Source organism: Ilumatobacter coccineus YM16-304, from assembly GCF_000348785.1.
In the GTDB taxonomy this organism is placed as follows: Bacteria; Actinomycetota; Acidimicrobiia; order Acidimicrobiales; family Ilumatobacteraceae; genus Ilumatobacter_A; species Ilumatobacter_A coccineus.
Window position 1 is genome coordinate 2,016,249 of record NC_020520.1, and the last position, 20,152, is coordinate 2,036,400.

The 20,152-nt window shown below is 66.6% G+C and carries 19 protein-coding genes; 10 read left to right on the forward strand and 9 right to left on the reverse strand.

Annotated elements, in window-relative coordinates; translation table 11 throughout:
* Positions 1-171: 171 nt before the first annotated feature.
* Positions 172-1,302 carry a hypothetical protein gene (locus YM304_RS09070; protein WP_015441369.1) on the forward strand — a complete coding sequence of 377 codons (1,131 nt, stop codon included), beginning with the start codon at positions 172-174 and terminating at the stop codon, positions 1,300-1,302.
* A gap of 40 nt (positions 1,303-1,342) precedes the next feature.
* Here YM304_RS09070 and YM304_RS09075 read toward each other — a convergent pair whose 3' ends face one another.
* From YM304_RS09075 to YM304_RS09100, 6 genes are all read right to left on the reverse strand, one after another.
* A complete protein-coding gene (locus YM304_RS09075; RefSeq protein ID WP_154723380.1) occupies positions 1,343-2,359 on the reverse strand; it encodes a diadenylate cyclase in 1,017 nt (338 codons plus the stop codon).
* Between the two features lie 52 nt (positions 2,360-2,411).
* On the reverse strand, positions 2,412-2,756 hold the full coding sequence (locus YM304_RS09080) for an ArsR/SmtB family transcription factor (protein ID WP_015441371.1): 345 nt from the start codon (positions 2,754-2,756) through the stop codon (positions 2,412-2,414).
* Positions 2,757-2,824: 68 nt separating this feature from the next.
* Entirely contained in the window at positions 2,825-3,319 is a 495-nt protein-coding gene (locus YM304_RS09085) for a MarR family winged helix-turn-helix transcriptional regulator (protein ID WP_015441372.1), read from the reverse strand.
* A 19-nt stretch (positions 3,320-3,338) separates the two neighbouring features.
* Complete coding sequence (locus tag YM304_RS09090) at positions 3,339-4,160, reverse strand: DODA-type extradiol aromatic ring-opening family dioxygenase (protein WP_015441373.1); 822 nt, start codon at positions 4,158-4,160, stop codon at positions 3,339-3,341.
* Between the two features lie 49 nt (positions 4,161-4,209).
* On the reverse strand, positions 4,210-4,584 hold the full coding sequence (locus YM304_RS09095) for a DoxX family protein (protein WP_015441374.1): 375 nt from the start codon (positions 4,582-4,584) through the stop codon (positions 4,210-4,212).
* 138 nt (positions 4,585-4,722) lie between these two features.
* Positions 4,723-4,974 carry a hypothetical protein gene (locus YM304_RS09100; RefSeq protein WP_015441375.1) on the reverse strand — a complete coding sequence of 84 codons (252 nt, stop codon included), beginning with the start codon at positions 4,972-4,974 and terminating at the stop codon, positions 4,723-4,725.
* 856 nt (positions 4,975-5,830) lie between these two features.
* Here YM304_RS09100 and YM304_RS09110 point away from each other — a divergent pair.
* Positions 5,831-6,208: a hypothetical protein gene (locus YM304_RS09110; protein ID WP_015441379.1), complete on the forward strand. Its 378-nt coding sequence runs from the start codon at positions 5,831-5,833 to the stop codon at positions 6,206-6,208.
* Positions 6,209-6,239: 31 nt separating this feature from the next.
* Here YM304_RS09110 and YM304_RS09115 read toward each other — a convergent pair whose 3' ends face one another.
* Both YM304_RS09115 and YM304_RS22305 read right to left on the reverse strand, forming a co-directional pair.
* Positions 6,240-7,715, reverse strand: coding sequence for an amidase family protein (locus tag YM304_RS09115; protein ID WP_015441380.1), 1,476 nt, complete (start codon positions 7,713-7,715; stop codon positions 6,240-6,242).
* A 268-nt stretch (positions 7,716-7,983) separates the two neighbouring features.
* Positions 7,984-9,720 (reverse strand): PP2C family protein-serine/threonine phosphatase, encoded by a 1,737-nt coding sequence (locus YM304_RS22305; RefSeq protein WP_015441382.1) that lies wholly within the window; start codon positions 9,718-9,720, stop codon positions 7,984-7,986.
* A gap of 208 nt (positions 9,721-9,928) precedes the next feature.
* Here YM304_RS22305 and YM304_RS25710 point away from each other — a divergent pair, with 208 nt between their 5' ends.
* The 6 genes from YM304_RS25710 (at position 9,929) to YM304_RS22310 (ending at position 17,549) form a co-directional block, all read left to right on the forward strand.
* Entirely contained in the window at positions 9,929-10,483 is a 555-nt protein-coding gene (locus tag YM304_RS25710; protein ID WP_278337385.1) for a UGSC family (seleno)protein, read from the forward strand.
* Positions 10,480-11,565 (forward strand): hypothetical protein, encoded by a 1,086-nt coding sequence (locus tag YM304_RS09135; RefSeq protein ID WP_015441385.1) that lies wholly within the window; start codon positions 10,480-10,482, stop codon positions 11,563-11,565. The genes YM304_RS25710 and YM304_RS09135 overlap by 4 nt, the downstream gene beginning before the upstream one ends.
* Before the next feature lie 112 nt (positions 11,566-11,677).
* Positions 11,678-13,231: an AMP-binding protein gene (locus YM304_RS09140; RefSeq protein ID WP_015441386.1), complete on the forward strand. Its 1,554-nt coding sequence runs from the start codon at positions 11,678-11,680 to the stop codon at positions 13,229-13,231.
* A gap of 177 nt (positions 13,232-13,408) precedes the next feature.
* Positions 13,409-14,884 (forward strand): ABC transporter substrate-binding protein, encoded by a 1,476-nt coding sequence (locus YM304_RS09145; protein WP_015441387.1) that lies wholly within the window; start codon positions 13,409-13,411, stop codon positions 14,882-14,884.
* Positions 14,885-15,118: 234 nt separating this feature from the next.
* Positions 15,119-16,588, forward strand: coding sequence for an ABC transporter substrate-binding protein (locus YM304_RS09150; protein WP_015441388.1), 1,470 nt, complete (start codon positions 15,119-15,121; stop codon positions 16,586-16,588).
* Positions 16,589-16,739: 151 nt separating this feature from the next.
* On the forward strand, positions 16,740-17,549 hold the full coding sequence (locus tag YM304_RS22310; protein ID WP_015441389.1) for a M14 family zinc carboxypeptidase: 810 nt from the start codon (positions 16,740-16,742) through the stop codon (positions 17,547-17,549).
* Positions 17,550-17,628: 79 nt separating this feature from the next.
* Here the strand turns inward: YM304_RS22310 and YM304_RS09160 are convergent, their stop codons facing one another.
* Positions 17,629-17,901 (reverse strand): hypothetical protein, encoded by a 273-nt coding sequence (locus YM304_RS09160; protein WP_041298149.1) that lies wholly within the window; start codon positions 17,899-17,901, stop codon positions 17,629-17,631.
* A gap of 144 nt (positions 17,902-18,045) precedes the next feature.
* Here YM304_RS09160 and tig point away from each other — a divergent pair, with 144 nt between their 5' ends.
* Positions 18,046-19,449: a trigger factor gene (gene tig / locus YM304_RS09165; RefSeq protein ID WP_015441391.1), complete on the forward strand. Its 1,404-nt coding sequence runs from the start codon at positions 18,046-18,048 to the stop codon at positions 19,447-19,449.
* Positions 19,449-20,081 (forward strand): ATP-dependent Clp protease proteolytic subunit, encoded by a 633-nt coding sequence (locus YM304_RS09170; protein WP_015441392.1) that lies wholly within the window; start codon positions 19,449-19,451, stop codon positions 20,079-20,081. The genes tig and YM304_RS09170 overlap by 1 nt, the downstream gene beginning before the upstream one ends.
* The last annotated feature ends 71 nt before the right edge of the window (positions 20,082-20,152 follow it).

Genomic DNA, 20,152 nt, shown 5'->3' on the forward strand with positions numbered 1-20,152 from the left:
CCGTGACCGTATCGACACGACAGGTCGCTCGCTTCCGTCGTCTTCTTCATCATCACGGCGACCATCACCGTCACCGCGGCTCGCCGGTCGTGGTCATCTGCTTCGGTTGTGGTTGCGGTCTATATGATCTTATGAAATCGACAGATCATAAGGTCAGGAGGCTCGCTGACGATGAGCGAGAGACAGGAGCGCGCGGCGCTCACCCCAGACGAGCGAGCTGCGGCACGGGCGTTCGTGGCCCGCTGCGAGGTGCGCATCTCGACGTTCCACCGCATCGCGGTCGGCCTGCTCTCGGGTGCCGGTCTGCTCGTCGTGCTGCCCGTGGTGGCCCGCGACTCGATCACCGGCATCCTTCGCGCACTCGCTGTCGGCGAGTTCACGCTGTCGGATGGACTGCTCGGTGTCATGGTGCTGGCGATCCTCGGCGTGCCTGGCTTCGCGCTGTGGCTGCTGTTCGCCGACCTGACCCGGTTCTACTTCCATGCGAACCACCTCGGGAGCGGACGCGAGACGTTCACCCCACGGTTCACGTTGACCGCCCTGCGACTGCCCGGAGACGAACTGGGGCCTTCGGCTGCGGCAGAGCTCGAACGGTCGCGTCGTGCGCCGTGGGTGGTCGAACTGCTCGTCCCGAGCAACGACACGTCGCGGGCGCGCATCGACCGTCAACTCGACGCGTACAGCGCCACGCAGGCACACGTCCGAGGAGACGACCTCGGGCGGGCCGACGGGCTGTTCGAACTGGCGGCGTCCCATCCCCGCCCGCTGCTCGACGAGGTCGCGAAGATCGAGTACGGCATGGTGCGGCACGGGCTGCGGCTCAGGAGCATCGTGCTCCGCTACGTGAAGGCGGTGCTCGCCGTGTTGGCAACAGCGGTCGCCGTGTACTGCGGTGACGCGGTCGTCAGCGGACTCGATTCGTCGGTGGGCCTCGGCGTCACCAACTCGGTGTGGATGGCGGGCATCGGATTGGTCTGGGCGCCGATCCTCGTCCTCGCGCTCACGTCTCCGGTTCGCTGGATCGAGCAGGCGATGCGCGACGACGGCGCCCCGTCGACGGCGGTGGCGAGCGATCCCGAACTCACGCACGTCGAGCGGGTCGCGCTGCCGGTCGCTGCCGCCGGTTGGGTCGCCAGCGCCGGGGCGATGTTGCTCGCCGTCGCCGACGTCGACCTCTCGACCGCAGCGCGTGTCGTCGGCCTGAGCGTCCTCGCCGTGTCGACGGTCGCCATCTTCGTCGCCGTGTCGACCGGTCGCTTCCGGAGTCTCGTCTCGTCGAAGCGGCCCGTCGCAGGTGCGTAGCGCTCCGTGGGGGTGGGGAAGCAGCGACCGGGCCGATGACTCAGTCGTCGACGTCGGGCGGTGCTTCGTGGTCCTCGGTGCTCTGTTGGATCGCGGCGATCTCGTCGCCGCCCACGTACACGGTGACCGGTCCGTCTCGCGACACCACGAACACGATGCGCTCCTGGTGGTCGAACGAGTAGCGGCGCGCCGCGGCGTGACGTGTGCCGTGCGTCGGATCGAGCACCACGCTGACGTGGCTCTGCGCTGACGAGCGGAGATGGGCTTCGATCGCGACCAGATGGCCTGACCGGTTGAGTACCGCGGCGCCGTCGACCTGAGCGAGCAACTGCCGGATCGCCGCACGCTTCGCCAACTCGCTGAACGACAGGTGAGGGATCGGCGTCGGCGGCCGCAGCGGGTTGAGGCCGGTGACGCCGTCGAGCGAATCGGCATCGAGTGCCCAGACCAGACAGGCGCCGGCATCGGCGGGGCTCATGGTGTGGACGCAGAAGTCGAGGAGGCTGTCGAGGATCTCACCCGGAGCATTCGGGACGGCATCGAGCACGGCCCGAGCGAACGGGGCGGCGTAGGGCTTGGCCCACCAACGGGCGCCGTCCCAGATGAACAGTCCGTCCGGACCGATCACACGCACGGTGCCGTTGTCCCGCCGCTGCACCACCGCAGTCGAGGCGTGATTGCTCTTCTTGCGCAGCCGAACGAGTTCGGCTTCGCGATCGTGGGGCGTGTCGACGAGGAGCAGCGATGCCGATTCGCCGTGGCGCAGCACGAAGGAGTGGCGACCGTCGGCCAGGCGACGGAGCACCACGGGTTCGGTGACCTCGGTGGTGGTGAACGTTCCGTCGAAGTCGGGGGCGTCGATCTCCGGGTCGACGAGCACGGCGCCGTACGCGTGCAACACGCCCTCGTGTAGTGGTGGGAACCTCGCGTAGTCGAGTTCCTCGATGAGCGAGCGTCGGAGCCCCTGTGCAGCGGGGAGTGCGATGCCGGCGTCGACGAGTTCTTCCCGGAGACGGCGTTGGCGTCGTCTCGTGAGCCGGTCGCGCTTGTTCGACATCTCGTTCAGGGTCACCCGCCGTTCCGGCCGGTCGCGCTGGAGTCGTCGGCGGTCATCGGCGCTGCTCGTAGCTCACAGCGTCCATGTCGGCGAGCAGTTCGCCGTCGTTCGCCAGGCGGGTCATGATGATCTGCTTCGCCACGCCGAGTAGTTCGAAGATCTGCGGATCCAGCACCGAGTAGATCATCGACGAACCCTGTCGTTCGGCGCCCACGATGCCTGCTCGCCGCATGATCGCGAGCTGTTGCGAGAGGTGCGCCGATTCGACACCGACGTCGGGCTGCATCGCCGACACCGATCGTGGGCCTCCGGCGAGCACTTCGATCACCCGGACCCGTACCGGGTGACCCAGGACCTTGAAGAACTCTGCCTTGGCCCGATACACGGAATCGCTCATCTGCAGAGATTACAACTTCGACAGATGTTCGAAACGTCGGGCCCGGCGGGCCGCCGGACGGCGAGCTCTCAACGAAGGTCGCGGGGGCGTGTGTCGGGGACGCCGTCCGGCGATCGAAGGATCCGGTCGGTGATTCGGGCGAGCTGCTGGACCTGAGTGCGCGTGAGCGGATCGAAGACCAGACGGCGGACCTCCTCGACGTGTCCTGGTGCCGCGGCCGCGAGTGCCTCGAAGCCCGCGTCGGTCAAGGTGGCGAGGGTCGACCGGCCGTCGTCGGGATCGGGGCGACGGGCGAGCCATCCTGCCTTCTCGAGTCGTGACGTGACCTGCGAGAGGCGGGGGAGCGACCCCTCGGTCAACGCCGAGAGTTCGCTCATGCGGAGGGTTCGCTCGGCGGTCTGCGACAGTATGACCATGACCTGGTAGTCGAAATGCGTGATGCCGGCGTCGCGTCGGAGCTGTCGGTCGAGAGCGGCCGGGAGTCGGAAGAACACGGTCATCAGCCCGATCCAGGCTGCGCGCTCCTCGTCATCGAGCCATCGCGTGTCGTCGCCGTCGGTCATCTCCTGATTCTCCCCGACTTCACGCCGCTCGTGTTGGACCGAAGCGGTATCCGGAGCTCCACAGCCAGCCCATGACGCGTTCTTCGTGATAGTTGCGGTGCCCTGGATCATCACCGGCAGCGCCGATCACGACCATGCCGGGGAGAAAGTGTTCCTCGCGCGGGTGGGCGACGCGGGCGAACGGTGCGTCTTCCCACGCGAGCAGGCGCTCGACGCGAGCTTCGGCACTGCTGTTGACCATCGTCTCGGTCAACCAGGCGTCGAATGCCGCCGATTCGACGGCAACGTTGTTCACCCTCATGTTGTGATAGCTGGGTACTCCGCTGCCGATGATGAGGACGTTCTCGTCGCGTAGCGGTGCGAGTGCGCGTCCTGCCGCGAGGTGTTCAGTTGGGTCGAGTCCGGCGCGGAGAGAGAGTTGGAAGACCGGGATTTCGGCGTCGGGGAACGCGACGTGCATCGGCGCGTACACGCCGTGATCGAAGCCCCGGGCGTCATCGGTGTGTGCCACGATTCCGGCTGCCGTCAGTAGTTCGACGACCCGGTCAGCGATCGCCGGCGCCCCGGGTGCCGGATACTGGATCTCGTAGGTGTGCTTCGGAAACCCGTAGTAGTCATAGATCATCGGCGGGTTCGGCGAGGTCTGGACGGTGAACTCGGGCGCTTCCCAGTGCGCCGACACGACCAGGATCGCCGACGGCTTCGTGCCGATCTCTTCGGGTATCGCTCGGAGCGAATCGGCGAGACGAGCGAAGTCGACCGGCATGGCCGTGGAGTCGAGCCACGGCCACGGGCCGCCGCCATGGTTGATGAAGTAGGTGGGGAGTTGGTGCGTGGTCATGTGTCGACTCCTGTTCGAGTGCGGTCCGGGATGAACGGAGGGCTGTCGGTCAGAACGACTCGGCACCGAAGCGCATGGTGGCGACGAAGACGGACAGCGCGCCGAGCACGATGGCAGGCACGGCAGCAGCAACGCCGTCGCCTCGACGGATGTGAACGATGGCGGCGCCTGCCATGGTCAGTGCGAGACCGACGGCGGCGATTGGAGCGAGGACAGGGGCGATGTCGACCATCGGGGGGAGGATCAGCCCGATGGCGCCGAGGAGTTCGATGGCGCCGATGCCGCGTACTTGGGCTTCGGAGACGTCGGCGACCCACGGCATCTTCGGAAGCAGGTCAGCTTTCGACGTGGTGAGCTTCATCAGGCCGGCGCCGGCGAAGGCGAAGGCGAGCAGTCCGGCGATGATCCACAAGGTGAGATTCATGAGGGTGTTCTTTCTGATCGTCGACCGACGACTGTCGGCCATTGGTTAAACAGTGAAGTAAATACTATGGGCAATACTTCAACATGCAACCAAAATCGGAAAGAAGTCAGATGTCGACGGGGGCGGGGAATCCGCCGGTCACTGCCGGAGGCCGCACCGCCAGCACTCGTCGTGAAGATCGCGAGCACCGAGGTGCACCGCCAGTCGTTTCGGACGGACCAGGCGGGTGGTGCCGTCGGCCGCGGACAGGCGCACCGTGACCGAGTTCGAACCCGGTCGGCTCTCGATCGACGAGACGGTGCCCGTACTGAGCGCGAATCCTCGATCGTCATCGTCGTGGACGTGCACCTCGGTGCCGACTCGGAGTGCGTTCCAATAGGCGGCGATCATCGTGCGCTGCTCGCTCCGCCCGGCGTGCCGGCGGCCTCGGTGACGCGACGGTCAGACGCTTCGACGTCGGAGCAACCGGCACACGACCACGGGTCGTGTGCCCCAGCGGGTGGGGCCGCCACCGACATCGGGAAGTGCAGTCGGCAACGAGCGCACTGTCGAAGCGGCGGAGGGGTCGGTCGGACGAACGGTGTGGGCTCAGACATGGTTCTCTCCTGGGTCGATGGATCGATGTTGCGGCGACTCGCCGATGGGCGAATCGCCTCTCAGCGTTCGAGCGGCTTGGGCGCTGACTTGGCCCGCTTCGCTTCCCGCTTCTCCTTGAGGGTCTTGCCGACCTTCTTGCTGTCTCGACGTTGTGGTGACTTGGCCATGAGGTGCTCCTTCGTTGTCGACTCGAGGTCGGGTGACCTGGTCGTTGGTTCGACTGGAACGGGTCGGCGCGTCGGCCGCCCGGGCGACGGCATGCGGGCGTGCCGGATGCCGTCGAGGTCAGGCTGCTTGCTCGCGCTCGGTCAGGTCGGTCGCCGACCGCTCGCCGACGAGGCGGATCCACGGATGGCCGATCATCGTCGATCGTGACGCGACGGCGCTGTCGCTCGTCTCGAGAGTCCTGGGAACCTCCGGATCTCTGGGTGTTCCGGAATCGGGCCCGGTTCGGTGAGGTCGTTGCGACATTGCGTCTCCTGTGAGCAAGGGCTCAGAGGAGGCGACCGCATCGTGTCGACGTCACGCGTCGAGCGTCAGAAGAGGTCCCCGGTGAGTCGGTGAAGCGCCCAACGTATCACGTTCTCGTCGGCGCTGACCGGCGGTTGATGTGACCAGGTGCCGCGACGTTTTTCGCCACGTCGTCGTAGTGTCGCCACCCGCCATCTGGCAGACCATCGTCGCCGCCGGCCGTCAAGACATCGACCCCGACGATCTTCGCAGCCCAACCGGGGTGACCGTGCTCGCTGCCAGCAGCGACCATCTCGTGGTCCGAACCGAGGCTCGTGTCGTGCCCGGCGACGAGATCAGGTTCGAGCCCGGATACTCGGCGGTACTCAGGGCGATGACGTCGCCGTTCGTCGAGAAGGTCGTTCGCGAGCGACAGGGCGACCGCCCGATCGTCGCCGTGTCGAGTAGGCGACCGCGACCGGCGTCCGCTCCGTCGCCGTCCGATCGAACGCCGAACCTGACGGTGGTGCCCCGTCCGACGCCCGAGGCGCGTCGGCGTGCGCGTCTCGAGATGTGAGTGGGCCGAGCGGTGCCCGGCCGTTCGGACCTCAGGCGTCGACGAGCGGCGGGGGAGCGAAGCGCTGGCCGAGCACCGAGCTAATCTCTTCGCCGATGCTGATGATCTTGTGATCGGACCACTTCGGCCCGATCAGTTGCACGCCGACCGGAAGACCGTCGTCGGTGTGGCCGATCGGAATCGCCACCGACGGGAGGTGGGGCATCGTCGCCAGGCCGGCCCAGAACAGGATGCCGCGGTACGGCGCGTCGGCGCCGTTGACGCTGAACGTGCGTTTGCCGTAGGGGCGTTCGATGTCGTGAGGGAACGCGGCCACCGGAAGCACCGGCGCCATCACGACGTCGACCTTGTCGAACACGTCGGCCCACGCTCGTTGCGCATGCGCTCGCTGCTCGTTCGCCGACAACCAGCCTCGGTGCGACAGCGTCGTGTCGCGGGCGAACATCACGCCATCGTCGTCGACGACCGCGTCGGAGTCTCCCGCTTTCGCCACCAGGCTCTCCCACATGGCGCCGGGGATTCCTGGTGACAACGTCGAGTTGAGAAGCCGCATGTAGGTCCGATGGAGGTCGGCAGAGGCGATCGACGGACGGAGCTCGGGGTCGACCCGGGCGCCCTCGGTGGCGAGGCGACTGGCCGCTGCTTCGATGAGGTCCTTCACCGAGTTGTCGACGGGTGCCATCTCGTCGTCCGACCACACGCCGATGCGGAGGTCGGCGATGTCGGGCTGCTGTTCGAAGCGCGGGAGTTCGGCGCCGGGGATGCCACCGAACGCGGTGACCGAGTTGGTCAACACCTCGAGGAGCAGCCGGAGATCCCCGCACGATCGGCCGAGCGGTCCGAACACGCCGAGGTCGCTCGACGTGAGTGAGCCGGACGGACCGGGAATGTGGCCGCGGCCCGAGACCAGACCGTGGGTGGTCTTGATGCCGAACACGCCGTTGAGGCTGGCGGGTTGGCGGATCGAGTTGCCGATGTCGCTGCCGACTTCGGCCGTGGTGAACCCGCAGGCGACCGCCGCGGCAGCGCCGCCCGACGATCCGCCGGCCGTGCGTGTGAGGTCCCACGGGTTGTTGGTCACGCCGTAGACGTCGTTGTAGGTCTGGTGGTCGCCGGCCATGTACGGCACATTCGTCTTCGCCCAGACGATGGCTCCCGCCCGACGGAGCAGTCGGACGACGTCGGCGTCACGGTCGGCCAGGTGGTCGGCGTGTTGCGGATCGCCGGCTGCGGTGACGAGATCGAGCGTTTCGTAGCAGTCCTTGATCGTCATCGGCAGGCCGTGCAACGGACCGCACTTCTCGCCTGCTGCTCGCGAGTTGTCGGCTGCGGTGGCCTCGGCACGGGCTCGTTCGAGGTCCGTCGCCACGACCGCGTTGACGGCGGGGTTCATCCGCTCGATGTTCGCCAGCATGCCCTCGAGCAGTTCGACGCTCGACACCTCGCGCCGCTCGAGTGCCCGAATCAGTTGCACGGTGGTGGCGGTGGCGAGGTCGGGACTGCTCATGCGGCGAGCGTAGTGATCACCCTCGCGAGCCAGGAACCCACCACCCGACGGCGATTTCTGCCCAGGCTCGATGTCGTCGCGTGAGGGTGATTTTTGCCCAGGCTCGATGTGGTCGCGTGGGGGTGATTTTTGCCCAGTCCAAGTGTGGTCGCGTGGGGGTGATTTTTGCCCAGGCCAAATGTGGTCGCGTGGGGGTGATTTTTGCCCAGGCCAAATGTGGTCGCGTGGGGGTGATTTCTGCCCAGGCCAAATGTGGTCGCGTGGGGAGTTACTTTGCGGGGGTCGGGCGGCGCTCGCGGCCGCGGAACGTGCGCTTCCACGGGCCCTCGACGTCGCTCTGGCTGTCGCCGCTGATGTCGCCCTCGTCCCAGTCGCCGACCGGGGCGTAGTCGAGGTCGATCACCGCGAGAATGGTGTCGTCGTCGCGTCTGCGGCCCGACAGCATCGCCTCGATGAGTCCCTCCGGCTCGAGGCCGTGCGTCGAGATGGCCTGCTCGAACCGATCGAGTCCGTGGTCGATCGTCTCGTCACGGGTCTCGACGAGGCCATCGGAGTACATGGCGAGGGCCGAACCGAACGGCACCTCCACGGTGGCGGTGCAGCGCTCACCCTGCGGCAGGCCGATCAATGCGCTGTTCGCGCCATCGAGCCGTCGATATCCATCGGGCAGAACGAGCACGGGTGGCGGATGCCCGGCGCAGGCGTACTCCAGCGTGCGAGCATCCGGGTCGAAGACCCCGATCCACGCCGTGGAGAAGCGAATCGACGGTTCGATCTGGGAGAAGCCGTCGAGCTTGCTCAGCAGGCGTGCCGGCTCCGGATTGATCGCAGCCTCGAGAATCAGACCACTGCGCACGGCCACCATCGCCCGTGCCGATTTGAGGTCGTGTCCCACGATGTCGCCGACGCCGAACACGAGGCGGCCGTCTTGGGTCGGCCGCACGACATACCAGTCGCCACCGACTCCGACGTCTTGGATCGCGGCGTCGTACACGCCACGGACGCGGAAACCCTGACCGGCCATGGTGCGCGGCGGGAGAAGGAGCCCTTGGAGATCTTCGACGGTCTCCAGACGGCGCTTGACGTCGGCCGTGGCGATCGCCGCTTCGTTGGTCTCGGCAGCCACGAAGTAGGCGGTCATCGCGAACACCAGGAACTGCAGCTTCAGCGTGGTGAGTGCCGTCGAGGGAGCAAGACCCACGACCAGACCGTCGGGATCGGTCGACAGCGAGATTCCGACGATGATGGCGATGGCGATGCCGATCACGGCGACGGTTCGAACGTCGAACGAGGCGCCAGCGACGATCAGTGCGCCGAGCACGAGGAACATCAGTGGGAGATCGGTGGCGAAGAGCGTGATCGCCGTGCCGATCCACACACTGGCGAGCAGTATCAGAGCTGCTGGGCCGCGCCACGGCCGAGGGCCCGTCGTGGCGTTCCATGCCAGCAACGCGGGCGCGACCACCGCGACGCCGAGCGCATCGCCCAACCACCACTGCGGTCCGACCGAGGTGACCGGGGAGCCGAACTGCCACCACGCCGTGAGCGCGCCGATCACCGACGACACGAACGGGCCGATCGCCACGGCGGCAATCGTGAACACGATGAGATCCCGTCGGCGTCCGAGATCGGGCAACGTTCGAGAACCAGGGGAGCGATGCAGGAGGCGCCCGGCGACGATCGCCCCGACGAGCGGGCCGATGAAGTTGGCCGCGCTGAAGCCGAGCAGCGACGCCATGTTGTCGAAGCGACCGACGGTCAGTCCCGTGGTGATCTCGCCGGCGACGACCGCAGCGACGACGACGGGCCAATCGCGGCGCGGCAGCGCGAGGAAGGCGACGACCGTCATCCCTGCCGGCGGGAAGAAGACCGCGGAGAGTCCCGACGCGTTGATGGTCCACCAGGCGAGGCTTCCGCCGATGACATAGAGCGCGTAGACGATCAGGAACACGACGGGCGCTTCGATTCGTCGTGCTCGCAGCACGGGGTGTGCGTCCGTTTGCATCCAGGTCCTCCCTACGACACAGCGTACGGGAATCTCACCGAGGGTAGCGGTGCAAACGCTTGGAATCTCACTATTCGTGAACTCTGTCTCACGGTGACGTCGGTCCGTGGTGCGTGCGTCGCGGCGCCGTCCGTCGGCCGAGTCGCCGGGCAGGTGGCCGCGGTGGGCCGACTCGTCGCGTGCCGGGGCCGAATGCGAACGTGGGGGGATGGAGTTCCTGGATCCACGCGGTGTGCCGACTCGCGAGATGGAGTCGTACGATCTCACCACCGACCTGGTCGACGGCGACACCATCGCCCTGTTCGCCAACGGCTTTCCGGACTCGGTGGCCTTTCTCGAGCACGTCGAGTCGTCGCTCTCCCGAGAGCTGCCCGGTGTTCGCTTCCTGCACCTGAACAAGGGCAATGCGAGTGCGCTCGCCAGCCCGGAGCACCTGTCGACGATCGCCGACTCGTGTTCCGCGGTCGTGGCCGCCTACGGGCATTGAGGCAGCTGTACTTCCGGCACCGTGCGTGACGGAATCGAGGTGGCTCGTCGAGGTCGAGCAGCGGTCGCTCTGGTGACCGAGCAGTTCTGGATGCAGGGTGACTCCGTCGCCCGGTCGGCGGGTATGCCCGACATCCCGCGGCTTCGACTCCCTCACCCGGTGGCCGGCACCGGCCACGACGCGATGGGGCAGGTCGCCGATGCGTTCGCCCGACGCATCGTCGACGTGCTGCGTGGTGACGCACGTCCCGACAACGACGCGGTCGAACCGGCATGAGCGCGTCGATCATGACCGCTGCCGACGAGGCCGACGCGCTCGAGGTGCTGCATGCGTCGGGGTGTACCGACGGCCTCCCCGTGGTGATCCCGACTCGCGAACGTGTCGAGCGCCTCGTGCTCGCCTCCGGTCTCGACGGTGACACGCTGCTCGGTGAGATGGGCCCGGGTGGCGGTGCGGCGACGATCGAGAAGGTCGCCATCAACGCGGTGATGGCCGGGTGCCTCCCCGATCACGTTCCGGTCGTGGTGGCAGCGATCAGAGCGCTGTTGCAGCCCGAGTTCGATCTCGGCGAGATGCAGTCCACGACGCACAGCACCGCGCCGTTGACCATCGTCAACGGGCCGGTCGTCAACCACTGCGACATCGTCGGAGGCTTCGGCGCACTCGGCCCGGGGCACCGGGCCAACGCCTCGATCGGCCGTGCGATCCGGTTGTGCATGATGAACATCGGAGACGCTCGCCCGGGTGTGTCCGACATGGCCCTGCTGGGGCACCCGGGCAAGTTCGGTCTGTGCCTGGCGGAAGACGAACGGTCGTCGCCCTGGGAACCGTGGTCGCACACGCTCGGTTACGGCCCGGATGACTCGACGGTGACGATCCTCGGCGCTGAGGCACCGCACTCGGTGGTGTTCACCAACGACGCCGACGACCCCGATTCGCCGAACCGGTTGTTGCGAGCGCTCGCCGCCGTCATCGCCAACACCGGCTCGAACAACGCCAACTTCGGTGCAGGTGCCGTCGCCGTCGCGCTCAACCCCGAACACGCCGACGTGCTCGCCGGGGCAGGCATGTCGCGAGCCGACGTGCGGTGCGAACTCCAGCGACTCGCGGTGAACACGCGCGGCCATCTCCGGTCGCTGAACACGGGGTTCATCCGGCCCGGCGACGACGATGACCCGATCCACGCCGTGCGACGCTCCGACGACATCGTGTTGTTCGTCGCTGGTGGAAGTGGTCTGTACTCCGCCGTCTTCCCGTCGTGGGCAGCCGGAGCCCACCGCAACGCGGTGGTGCACGAGCTGGTCGTCACGGGGGAATCGTGCGAGATCCCGTGGGCGGTCGGAGCGTCGCCCGAGTAGCGCGATCGCGGTTCGGTCGTCGAGGCGATCGGCGTGTCGTCGCAGGTATTGTCGGTCGCACCGACGCCACCGGCACCGATGCCGCGGGCACCGCCACGAGATCGAGGACACCGTGACCACCATCATTCACCCGAGCCCGCTTCCCGACGTCGAGATCCCCGAGGTCACCATCACGCAGCACGTGCTGCGGCGGGCGGACGAACTGGCCGACCGAGTCGCGATCCGTGATGCGGCCGGAACCAGTTCGTACACCTACACCCAACTCTCCGCGGCGATCCACTCGCTGGCCGGCGGTCTGGCCGAGCGGGGTGTGCAGCCTGGCGTGGTCGTCGGACTGATGGCGCCGAACCTCCCCGAGTACGCCGTCGTGTTCCACGGCGTCGCCGTCGCCGGGGGAGCGGTCACCACGATCAACCCGACCTATGGGCCCGAGGAGGTCCGTCACCAACTCCAGGACGCCGGAGCGACGCTGCTCTTCACCGTCGGGCCGTTCGTCGACACCGCACTGTCGGCGATCGAAGGGACCGACGTGACCGAGGTGATCGTCATCGGCGACGCCGCACCGGGTACCACCGGGATGGCTGACGTCTTCGGTGAACCGATCGAGCAGGTGTCGGTCGACCTGGCCACGCACACCGTGGTGCTGCCGTACTCGTCGGGCACCACCGGGCTGCCGAAGGGCGTCATGCTCACGCATCGCAACCTCGTGGCCAACATCGAACAGTGCATCCACGCGATCAAGTACACCGACGACGAAGTGGCGCTCGCCGCCCTGCCGTTCTTCCACATCTACGGCATGCAGGTGCTGATGAACGGTCTGCTCGCCAACGGCGTCACCACCGTGTCGATGCCGCGATTCGACATGGTCGAAGCGCTCACCGCGGTCCAGGAGTTGAAGATCACCCGCTTCTTCGCCGTGCCGCCGATCATCCTCGGGCTCGCCAAAGCGCCGATCGTCGGCGACTACGACACGTCGTCGATCCGCCAGATCTTCTCGGGCGCTGCTCCGCTCGGCGCCGAACTCGCGGCCGAAGCCGCTGCCCGCCTCGGTTGCGAAGTGGTGCAGGGGTTCGGCATGACCGAGCTCAGCCCGGTGAGCCACTGCACGGTCGAGGGTGACTACCGGCCCGGCACGAGTGGGGTCACCGTGTCGAACACCGAGAGCCGCATCGTCGATCCCGACACCGGTGAGGATCGTGGGGTCGGCGAGCGCGGTGAGCTCTGGGTGCGCGGCCCGCAGGTGATGACGGGGTACCTCAACAACCCCGACGCGACCGCCGCCACGATCGACGACGACGGGTGGTTGCACACCGGCGACGTCGCGATCATCGACGAGTTCGGGCACATGACGATCGTCGACCGGCTGAAGGAGCTGATCAAGTTCAAGGGATTCCAGGTCGCACCGGCCGAGCTCGAAGCGCTCATCATCACGCATCCGAAGGTCGCCGACGTCGCCGTGATCGGTGTTCCCGACGACGAAGCCGGCGAGGTGCCCAAGGCGTTCGTGAGCGCGGTGCCCGGCGAGACGATCACCCTCGACGAGATCCAGGCGCTCGTCAGCGAGCACCTCGTGAGCTACAAGCAGATCCAGCAGCTCGAAGTGGTCGAGGCCATTCCGAAGAGTGCGGCCGGAAAGATCCTGCGCAAGGAGCTCCGCGGCCGCTGAATCGTGCCCCGACAAGATGATCGACGCCTGATGGAACGAGGTGTTGCGAGGCCGTCCGTCCGACTCTGATCGTGGCCGCGGCGCGTTCTAGGGTGACCTCCGACACGGGCCGGGGGGTCCGGGTCGGAGGCGCAGCAGGAGCTGTCGTCGTCTTCATCTGAACAGGGGAATTCACACATGAAACACTCATCACGGCGCACGTCTCGTGCGCTCGTTGCACTCGGCTGCGTCTTCGGGCTCGTCGCTGCGTCTTGCGGAAGCGACGACGACGGCGACTCGTCGGCGCCGGAGACCGCGGCCGAACAGGCAGAGGAATCACCGGCCGAGGAAACCGACGAGCCGGCGGAGGAGACCGACGCGCCGGCCGAGGAGACCGATGCGCCGGCGGACGAGCCAGCCGACGAGACCGACGAGCCGTCACCTTCCGGCGAGGCGACCGGTGAGCCGTTCCGGATCGGCGTGCAGAACCCGGAGGGCGACCCGAACGGCTCGTTCCCCGAGGCGTCGGCGGGCATTCTCGCAGCAGCGGAGTACGTGAACGCCGAGCTGGGCGGCCTCGGTGGTCGTCCGATCGAGATCGAGCTCTGCAAGAGCGTGATCTCACCCGACGACTCGCAGCGGTGCGCAAACGAACTGTCGGCGAGCGGCGTCGATCTCGTCATCTCGACGATCAACTTCTTCGGCAACTTCTACGAGATCTACCAGGGCTCCAACATTCCGGTCGTCGTCACGACGCCGGTGACGATCGCGGACTTCACCACCGAAGGAGCCTTCGCCATCGGCAGCGGTTGCCTCGGTGCGCACACCGCACTGGTCGAGTTCGTGACGAACCAGATCAACGACTTCGAAGGAATCACGGTCGAGCGTGTCGGCGTCCCGTGGGCCGACACCCCGCCGGGCGTCGTGTGCTACAACGACCTCGAAGCCAAGCCGCTCGACGTCATCAACGGCACCGAGCCGGGTGATTCGGCTCGCTTCGGTGAGCAGCCCGACCTGACGTACATCGGTGTGCCGGTCGCTCCGGCATCGCCCGACCTCACGCCGCAGGCGACCGAAGTGCTCTCGTTCGATCCCGACGCGATCATCTTCTCGGCCCAGGGCGCCGACTGCTGGAACCTCGTCGATGCGCTCGGTCGCATCGGTTGGACACCGGAGGAGACGCCGATGGTGATGTCGAACTCCTGCACGGACTTCGACGCCATGCGTGCCGCCGGCGACCTCGCGGTCGGTCTCTACATGATCGGCAACGTCGGCAGCATCCTGGCGAACCCCGAGGGGCTCACCGGCGATCACCTCGCCAACGTCGAGACCTACAACGAGAAGGCTCCGCAGTACGGCATGGCGCCGGAAGACATGACGAAGGGCTTCGGCGCTGCCGGGTTCGCGGCGATCATGAACATCTGGCAGGTCGCCAACGCCGTCGACGGTGACGTGACCGGCGATGCCATCGCCGAGGCGTTCAAGGCCACCGACGGCAGCACGCCGAACTTCGGTGGTGCGCCGCTCAACTGCGCCGGGGCGCCCGAGCCCTACGTTGCGGTGTGCGCTGCCGAACAGAGCATCGAGCGCTGGGACGGCGAGCAGCTGGAGACGGTCGTGCCGTCGATCTCCGGCGTCGACCTCGTCGCCGGAACCGAACTCCGTCCGGGCTGAACATGAGCTGACGGCAAACACGCCGACAGGATTCGATGCCACCTGCCTTCGTTCGCGAGGGCAGGTGGTGTCGCGTCCGGGGTCGGTTGTGTTGGCACGCCAAAGACGTCAGTTCGTCTGACGCTTTCCTGATCGAGGCCACGACATAGTGTGACACTCGACACGGACCGGGGGGTCCGCGTCGGCCAGGGCAGCACCAGTTGTCGATGGCTTCATCTGAACAGGGGATTCAACATGAAACATTCACCACGGCGTACGTCACGTGCGCTCATTGCTCTCGGGTGCGTCTTCGGACTCGTCGCCGCATCCTGCGGAAGCGACGACGACGCGGGCGGCGACCCGCCCGAGACTGCAGCCGAGCAAGTCGAAGAGACGCCAGCAGAAGAACCGGCCGAAGAGCCACCCGCTGAAACCGACGAACCCGCCGAAGAGTCGGCGGAAGAACCGGCCGAAGAAACCGATGAGCCGGCACCGTCCGGTGAAGCGACCGGCGAACCGATCAAGATCGGTGTGCAGAACCCCGAGGGCGACCCGAACGGATCGTTCCCGGAAGCGTCGCTCGGTATCCAAGCGGCCGCCGACTACGTCAACGCCGAGCTCGGCGGAATCGGAGGACGACCGATCGAGATCGAGCTCTGCAAGAGCGTGATCTCGCCCGACGACTCGCAGCGATGCGCGAACGAACTCGCTGCCAGCGAGGTCGAGATGGTCATCTCGACCATCAACTTCTTCGGCAACTTCTACGAGATCTTCAAGGGCTCCGACATCCCGGTCATCGTCACCACGCCGGTCACGATTGCCGACTTCACCACCGAAGGTGCGTTCGCGATCGGAAGTGGTTGCCTCGGCGCCCACACCGGGCTCGTCGAGTTCGCGACCAACCAGATCGAGGAGTTCGAAGACATCACCGTCGAACGAGTCGGTATTCCGTGGGCCGACACGCCTCCCGGCGTGGTCTGCTACAACGACCTCGAAGCGAAACCGGTCGACGTGATCAACGGCACCGAGCCGGGTGATTCGGTTCGAGCCGGTGAGCGCCCCGACCTGACGTACATCGGCGTGCCGGTCGCTCCGGCGTCGGCCGACCTCACACCGCAGGCGACCGAAGTGCTCGCGTTCGATCCGGATGTGATCATCTTCTCGGCGCAGGGCGCCGACTGCTGGAACCTCGTCGATGCGATGGGTCGTATCGGCTGGAGCCCGGAGGAGACGCCGATGGTGATGTCGGGTTCGTGCATCGACTTCGACGCGATGCGCGCCGCCGGACCGCTCGCCGAGGGGCTCTACATGATCGGCAACGTCGGCGGCGTGTTGGCCAACCCCGAGGGTCTCGAGGGCGACCATCTGGAGAACGTCCTGACGTATCGCGAGAAGGCGCCTCAGTACGGCATGTCGGAAGCCGACATGAACAAGGGCTTCGGGGCCGCCGGATTCGCAGCGGTCATGAACATCTGGGAGATCGCCAACGGCATCGACGGTGACGTCGACGGTCAGGCGATCGCCGATGCGTTCGCCGCGACCGACGGCAGTGCCTCGACGTTCGGCGGTGCGCCTCTCAACTGCAGCGCCGCACCGACGCCGTACGTTGCGGTCTGCGCCGCCGAAGTCAGCATCGAGCGATGGGACGGCGAGCAACTCGTCAACGTGATCCCGTCGCTGTCCGGTATCGACCTCGTCGCCGGTACCGAGTTGCGCCCGGGCTGATCGAGTTCCTGCGATGAGGTGACCTCGCGGTCAGCCGAACACCGACGCCGCCCGTTCTCGTGCTCGAGAGCGGGCGGTGCCGCGTTCGGGGTCCTGGCTGGGTCGTCGACGTTCGGGTGCCATATCGTCGGCTCCCGTGAGACGACGGACGATGACACGGCGCCACGTGGTGGCGTCGGGTGTCGCCGTCGTCGGGGCGGTGATCGCCGGTGCCGGCGCTCGGGCGACGACGCGACCTGCACCTCGGTTGTCTCGCGCCGGGACCCGGGCTCGTGTCGACCAGCCGGCCGTCCGCAACGGAGCGCCGATCGGAGCGACCGGCTGGTCGCGCAGCCTGCTGGGGACGAGCGTGGAGGGGCGTCCGATCGAGCGGTGGGACGCGCTGCCCGACCATCTGCCGACGAGTTCGCTCCGTCGGGTCGTGGTGATCTGCGGTATCCACGGTGACGAACGTGCCGCTGACGTGCTCGCCGAACGATTCGGCCGAGTCGAGGTGCCCGCCGACCTGCACCTGACCATCATCCCGCGCCTCAACCCCGACGGCTGGGAAGCCGGGACTCGCAACAACGCCAACGACATCGATCTCAACCGCAACTTCCCGTGGCGCTTCTTCGACCCGGAAGGTGGCGTCGAGGCCAACTCCGAGCCCGAGACGCAGGCGATCACGCGCATGATCACCGACGAACGTCCCGACCTCACGATCTGGGTGCACCAACCGCTCGGCTACACGGTGTCGATGCCCAACACGCCGGCGTGGTGGTCGGCGCTGTGGTCGGAGACCGTCGGCCTCGACCATCGCGATCTCGTGCTCGTGGGCGGCGGCGGAGAGAGCTGGTCGGCTCAGGTGGTGGGGTGTCGATCGATCCTGATCGAAGGGCGCCCGGACATGTCGAGCGACGAAGTCGACGCACACGGCAGAGCGCTCGAACGCCTGCTCCCGCACGTCGTCACGATCGGCTGAGCGACGTCACGATCGGCTCACGGCCGCTGGCGCGTCGACTCGCTTGGACGGCGACCTCTTGGCGCCTGTTGGCGCGATGTCAGCGGTTGGCTTTGGCGGCGAGCTTGGCGAGACGCTTGGCGGTCCGCCCGATCGGCTCGATGTTGCGGTGGTCGAGGTCGCCGACTTCGGCGCCGTTCTCGAACAGCACGCGGTAGCGCTGCCAGTTGAACCCGTTGGCCAGCAGCACCTTGCCCTCGGTGCCGACCGGAACCCCGTGGATCTCGGCGGTCGAGCGCACCTTGTCGTTGATCTTCAGGAAGATCTGACCCTCGTGCGGGGAGGCGAGCTTGTGCGGCTTCCAGTACTCCATCGCTGTCATTCTGTCTCGTTCCGGTGGCAAATGCACGATTTGGGCGCACGATCGTCCGAAACAGCCGTCGATCACGTCGCCCATTCGGGTCCGATGACGATCACGGGAGGGCGAATCACTCATCACAGATAGCCTCGGGGATCTGTGAAGAGCTCGGTTGAAGTCCTCGAGGACAACAAAGTCAAGGTGTACGTCGAAGTCGATGAGTCGGAGTTCGACAAAGACATCGACAAGGCATTCAAGGTGATCGCCAAGGAGGTGAACCTGCCGGGCTTTCGAGCCGGCAAGGTGCCTCGCAAGGTGCTCGAAGCCCGCGTGGGCATGGGGCCTGCTCGCGAGCAGGCGCTGCGTGACGCGGTGCCGAACTATCTCGCCCAGGCGGTCAAGGAGCACGACGTCGACCTGATCGCTCAGCCCGAAGTCGAGATCACCGAAGGCCAGGAATCGGGACCGGTCGAGTTCGACGCCACCTGCGAGGTCCGTCCGATCATCACCGTCCCCGGTTACAACGGCCTGCGCATCGAACTGCCGTCGGTCGAAGTGTCCGACGACGACATCACCGCCGCCCAGGAGCAGGAACTCGCTCGCGAGGCGTCGCTCGAACCCGTCGAGCGTCCCGCCGAGTCGGGTGACTTCGTCATCGTCGACATCGCCGCCGAACGCAACGGTGACGAGGTCATCGGCCTCAACACCGAAGACTTCTCGTACGAGATCGGCCAGGGTTGGGTCACCGACGACTTCGACGAGCAGCTCACCGGCGCCTCCGCCGGCGACGAGCTCACCTTCACCTCCACGCCGAAGGGCACCGAGGAGCCGGCCGACTTCGTGGTCAAGGTCCAGGTCGTCCAGACCCGTGAACTCCCCGAACTCACCGACGAGTGGGTCGACGAGAACATGACCGAGTTCGCCACCGTCGCCGAGTGGACCGAGAGCCTCCGTGAATCCCTCGCCGAGCAGAAGCTGAGCGTCGCCCGCCAGCAGGCCGGCACGAAGATCAACGATGCGCTCGCCGAGCTCGTCGACATCGACCCGCCGGAGTCGCTCGTCAACGCCGACCTCAACCAGCGGGTGCAGGGCACGATCCAGCAGTTCCAGTCGCAGGGCATCGATTTCGAGCAGTGGATGCAGGCAACGGGCCAAGACCCCGAGAGCTTCATCGAAGGCATGCGAGGCCAGTCCGAACAGGCCGTCAAGGTCGACCTCGCCCTCCGTGCGGTGGCCGTTGCCGAAGAGATCACCGTCGACGACGACGAACTCGAGCGCGAATACGCCCGCATGGCCATGCAGTACAACCAGAAGGCCAAAGACATCCGCAAGGCCTACGAGCAGAACGACGCCGTGCCCGAGCTGATCTCCCAGATCGTCAAGTCGAAGGCGTTCGACGTCCTCGTCCACGGCTGTGAGTACGTCGACGAAGCCGGCAATGCCATCGACGCCGACGCGTTGATCGGGCACACGCACGATCACGACGAGCACGACCACGACGCGGCCGACGAACCGGCCGCCGACGAAGCAACCACAGAAGCAGCTACCGCAGAGGACGCCTGATGGATCTCGAAGCACGCAACTACATGGTTCCCAACGTCGTCGAGCAGACCGCTCGCGGCGAACGCTCCTACGACCTGTACAGCCGGCTGCTCAAGGAGAACATCATCTTCTTGCAGACGCCGGTCGACGACACCGTCGCCAGCCTCATCGCGGCGCAGTTGATCCACCTCGAGTCGGAGAACCCCGACAAGGACATCAACATCTACATCAACAGCCCGGGTGGCGACATCACAGCGCTGTTCGCCATCTACGACACGATGCAGTTCATCAAGAACGACATCGCCACGATCTGTCTCGGCCAGGCCGCGTCGGCGGCTGCGGTCATCCTCGCAGCCGGCACGAAGGGCAAGCGTCTGGCGCTGCCGCACAGCCGTGTGTTGCTGCACCAGCCCTCGGGCCAGGTCGGCTACGGACAGGTCACCGACCTCGAGTTGGCGGCCAACGAGATCCAGCGTATGCGTGAGATCCTCGACGGAATCCTCTCGAAGCACACGGGCCAGCCGATCGAGCAGATCAACAAAGACACCGACCGTGACTTCGTCATGGAAGCGCAGGCCGCGCTCGAATATGGCATCATCGACGAAGTGATCTCCGCTCGCGAAGCGATCGATCGCGGCGGTCCGATCCGCTGATCGGACGGTCGAGTCGCACGAAACGGTGCGACACGGAGCTCCAGAACTGACAAGATCGTCACGGTCCCCAC

Bases quoted from the DNA above. Each gene is read 5' to 3' on its own strand.
- YM304_RS09070 (WP_015441369.1), top strand. From the start codon at position 172: ATGAGCGAGAGACAGGAGCGCGCGGCGCTCACCCCAGACGAGCGAGCT.
- YM304_RS09075 (WP_154723380.1), bottom strand. From the start codon at position 2,359: ATGTCGAACAAGCGCGACCGGCTCACGAGACGACGCCAACGCCGTCTC.
- YM304_RS09080 (WP_015441371.1), bottom strand. From the start codon at position 2,756: ATGAGCGATTCCGTGTATCGGGCCAAGGCAGAGTTCTTCAAGGTCCTG.
- YM304_RS09085 (WP_015441372.1), bottom strand. From the start codon at position 3,319: ATGACCGACGGCGACGACACGCGATGGCTCGATGACGAGGAGCGCGCA.
- YM304_RS09090 (WP_015441373.1), bottom strand. From the start codon at position 4,160: ATGACCACGCACCAACTCCCCACCTACTTCATCAACCATGGCGGCGGC.
- YM304_RS09095 (WP_015441374.1), bottom strand. From the start codon at position 4,584: ATGAATCTCACCTTGTGGATCATCGCCGGACTGCTCGCCTTCGCCTTC.
- YM304_RS09100 (WP_015441375.1), bottom strand. From the start codon at position 4,974: ATGATCGCCGCCTATTGGAACGCACTCCGAGTCGGCACCGAGGTGCAC.
- YM304_RS09115 (WP_015441380.1), bottom strand. From the start codon at position 7,715: ATGAGCAGTCCCGACCTCGCCACCGCCACCACCGTGCAACTGATTCGG.
- YM304_RS22305 (WP_015441382.1), bottom strand. From the start codon at position 9,720: ATGCAAACGGACGCACACCCCGTGCTGCGAGCACGACGAATCGAAGCG.
- YM304_RS09135 (WP_015441385.1), top strand. From the start codon at position 10,480: ATGAGCGCGTCGATCATGACCGCTGCCGACGAGGCCGACGCGCTCGAG.
- YM304_RS09145 (WP_015441387.1), top strand. From the start codon at position 13,409: ATGAAACACTCATCACGGCGCACGTCTCGTGCGCTCGTTGCACTCGGC.
- YM304_RS09150 (WP_015441388.1), top strand. From the start codon at position 15,119: ATGAAACATTCACCACGGCGTACGTCACGTGCGCTCATTGCTCTCGGG.
- YM304_RS22310 (WP_015441389.1), top strand. From the start codon at position 16,740: ATGACACGGCGCCACGTGGTGGCGTCGGGTGTCGCCGTCGTCGGGGCG.
- YM304_RS09160 (WP_041298149.1), bottom strand. From the start codon at position 17,901: ATGGAGTACTGGAAGCCGCACAAGCTCGCCTCCCCGCACGAGGGTCAG.
- YM304_RS09170 (WP_015441392.1), top strand. From the start codon at position 19,449: ATGGATCTCGAAGCACGCAACTACATGGTTCCCAACGTCGTCGAGCAG.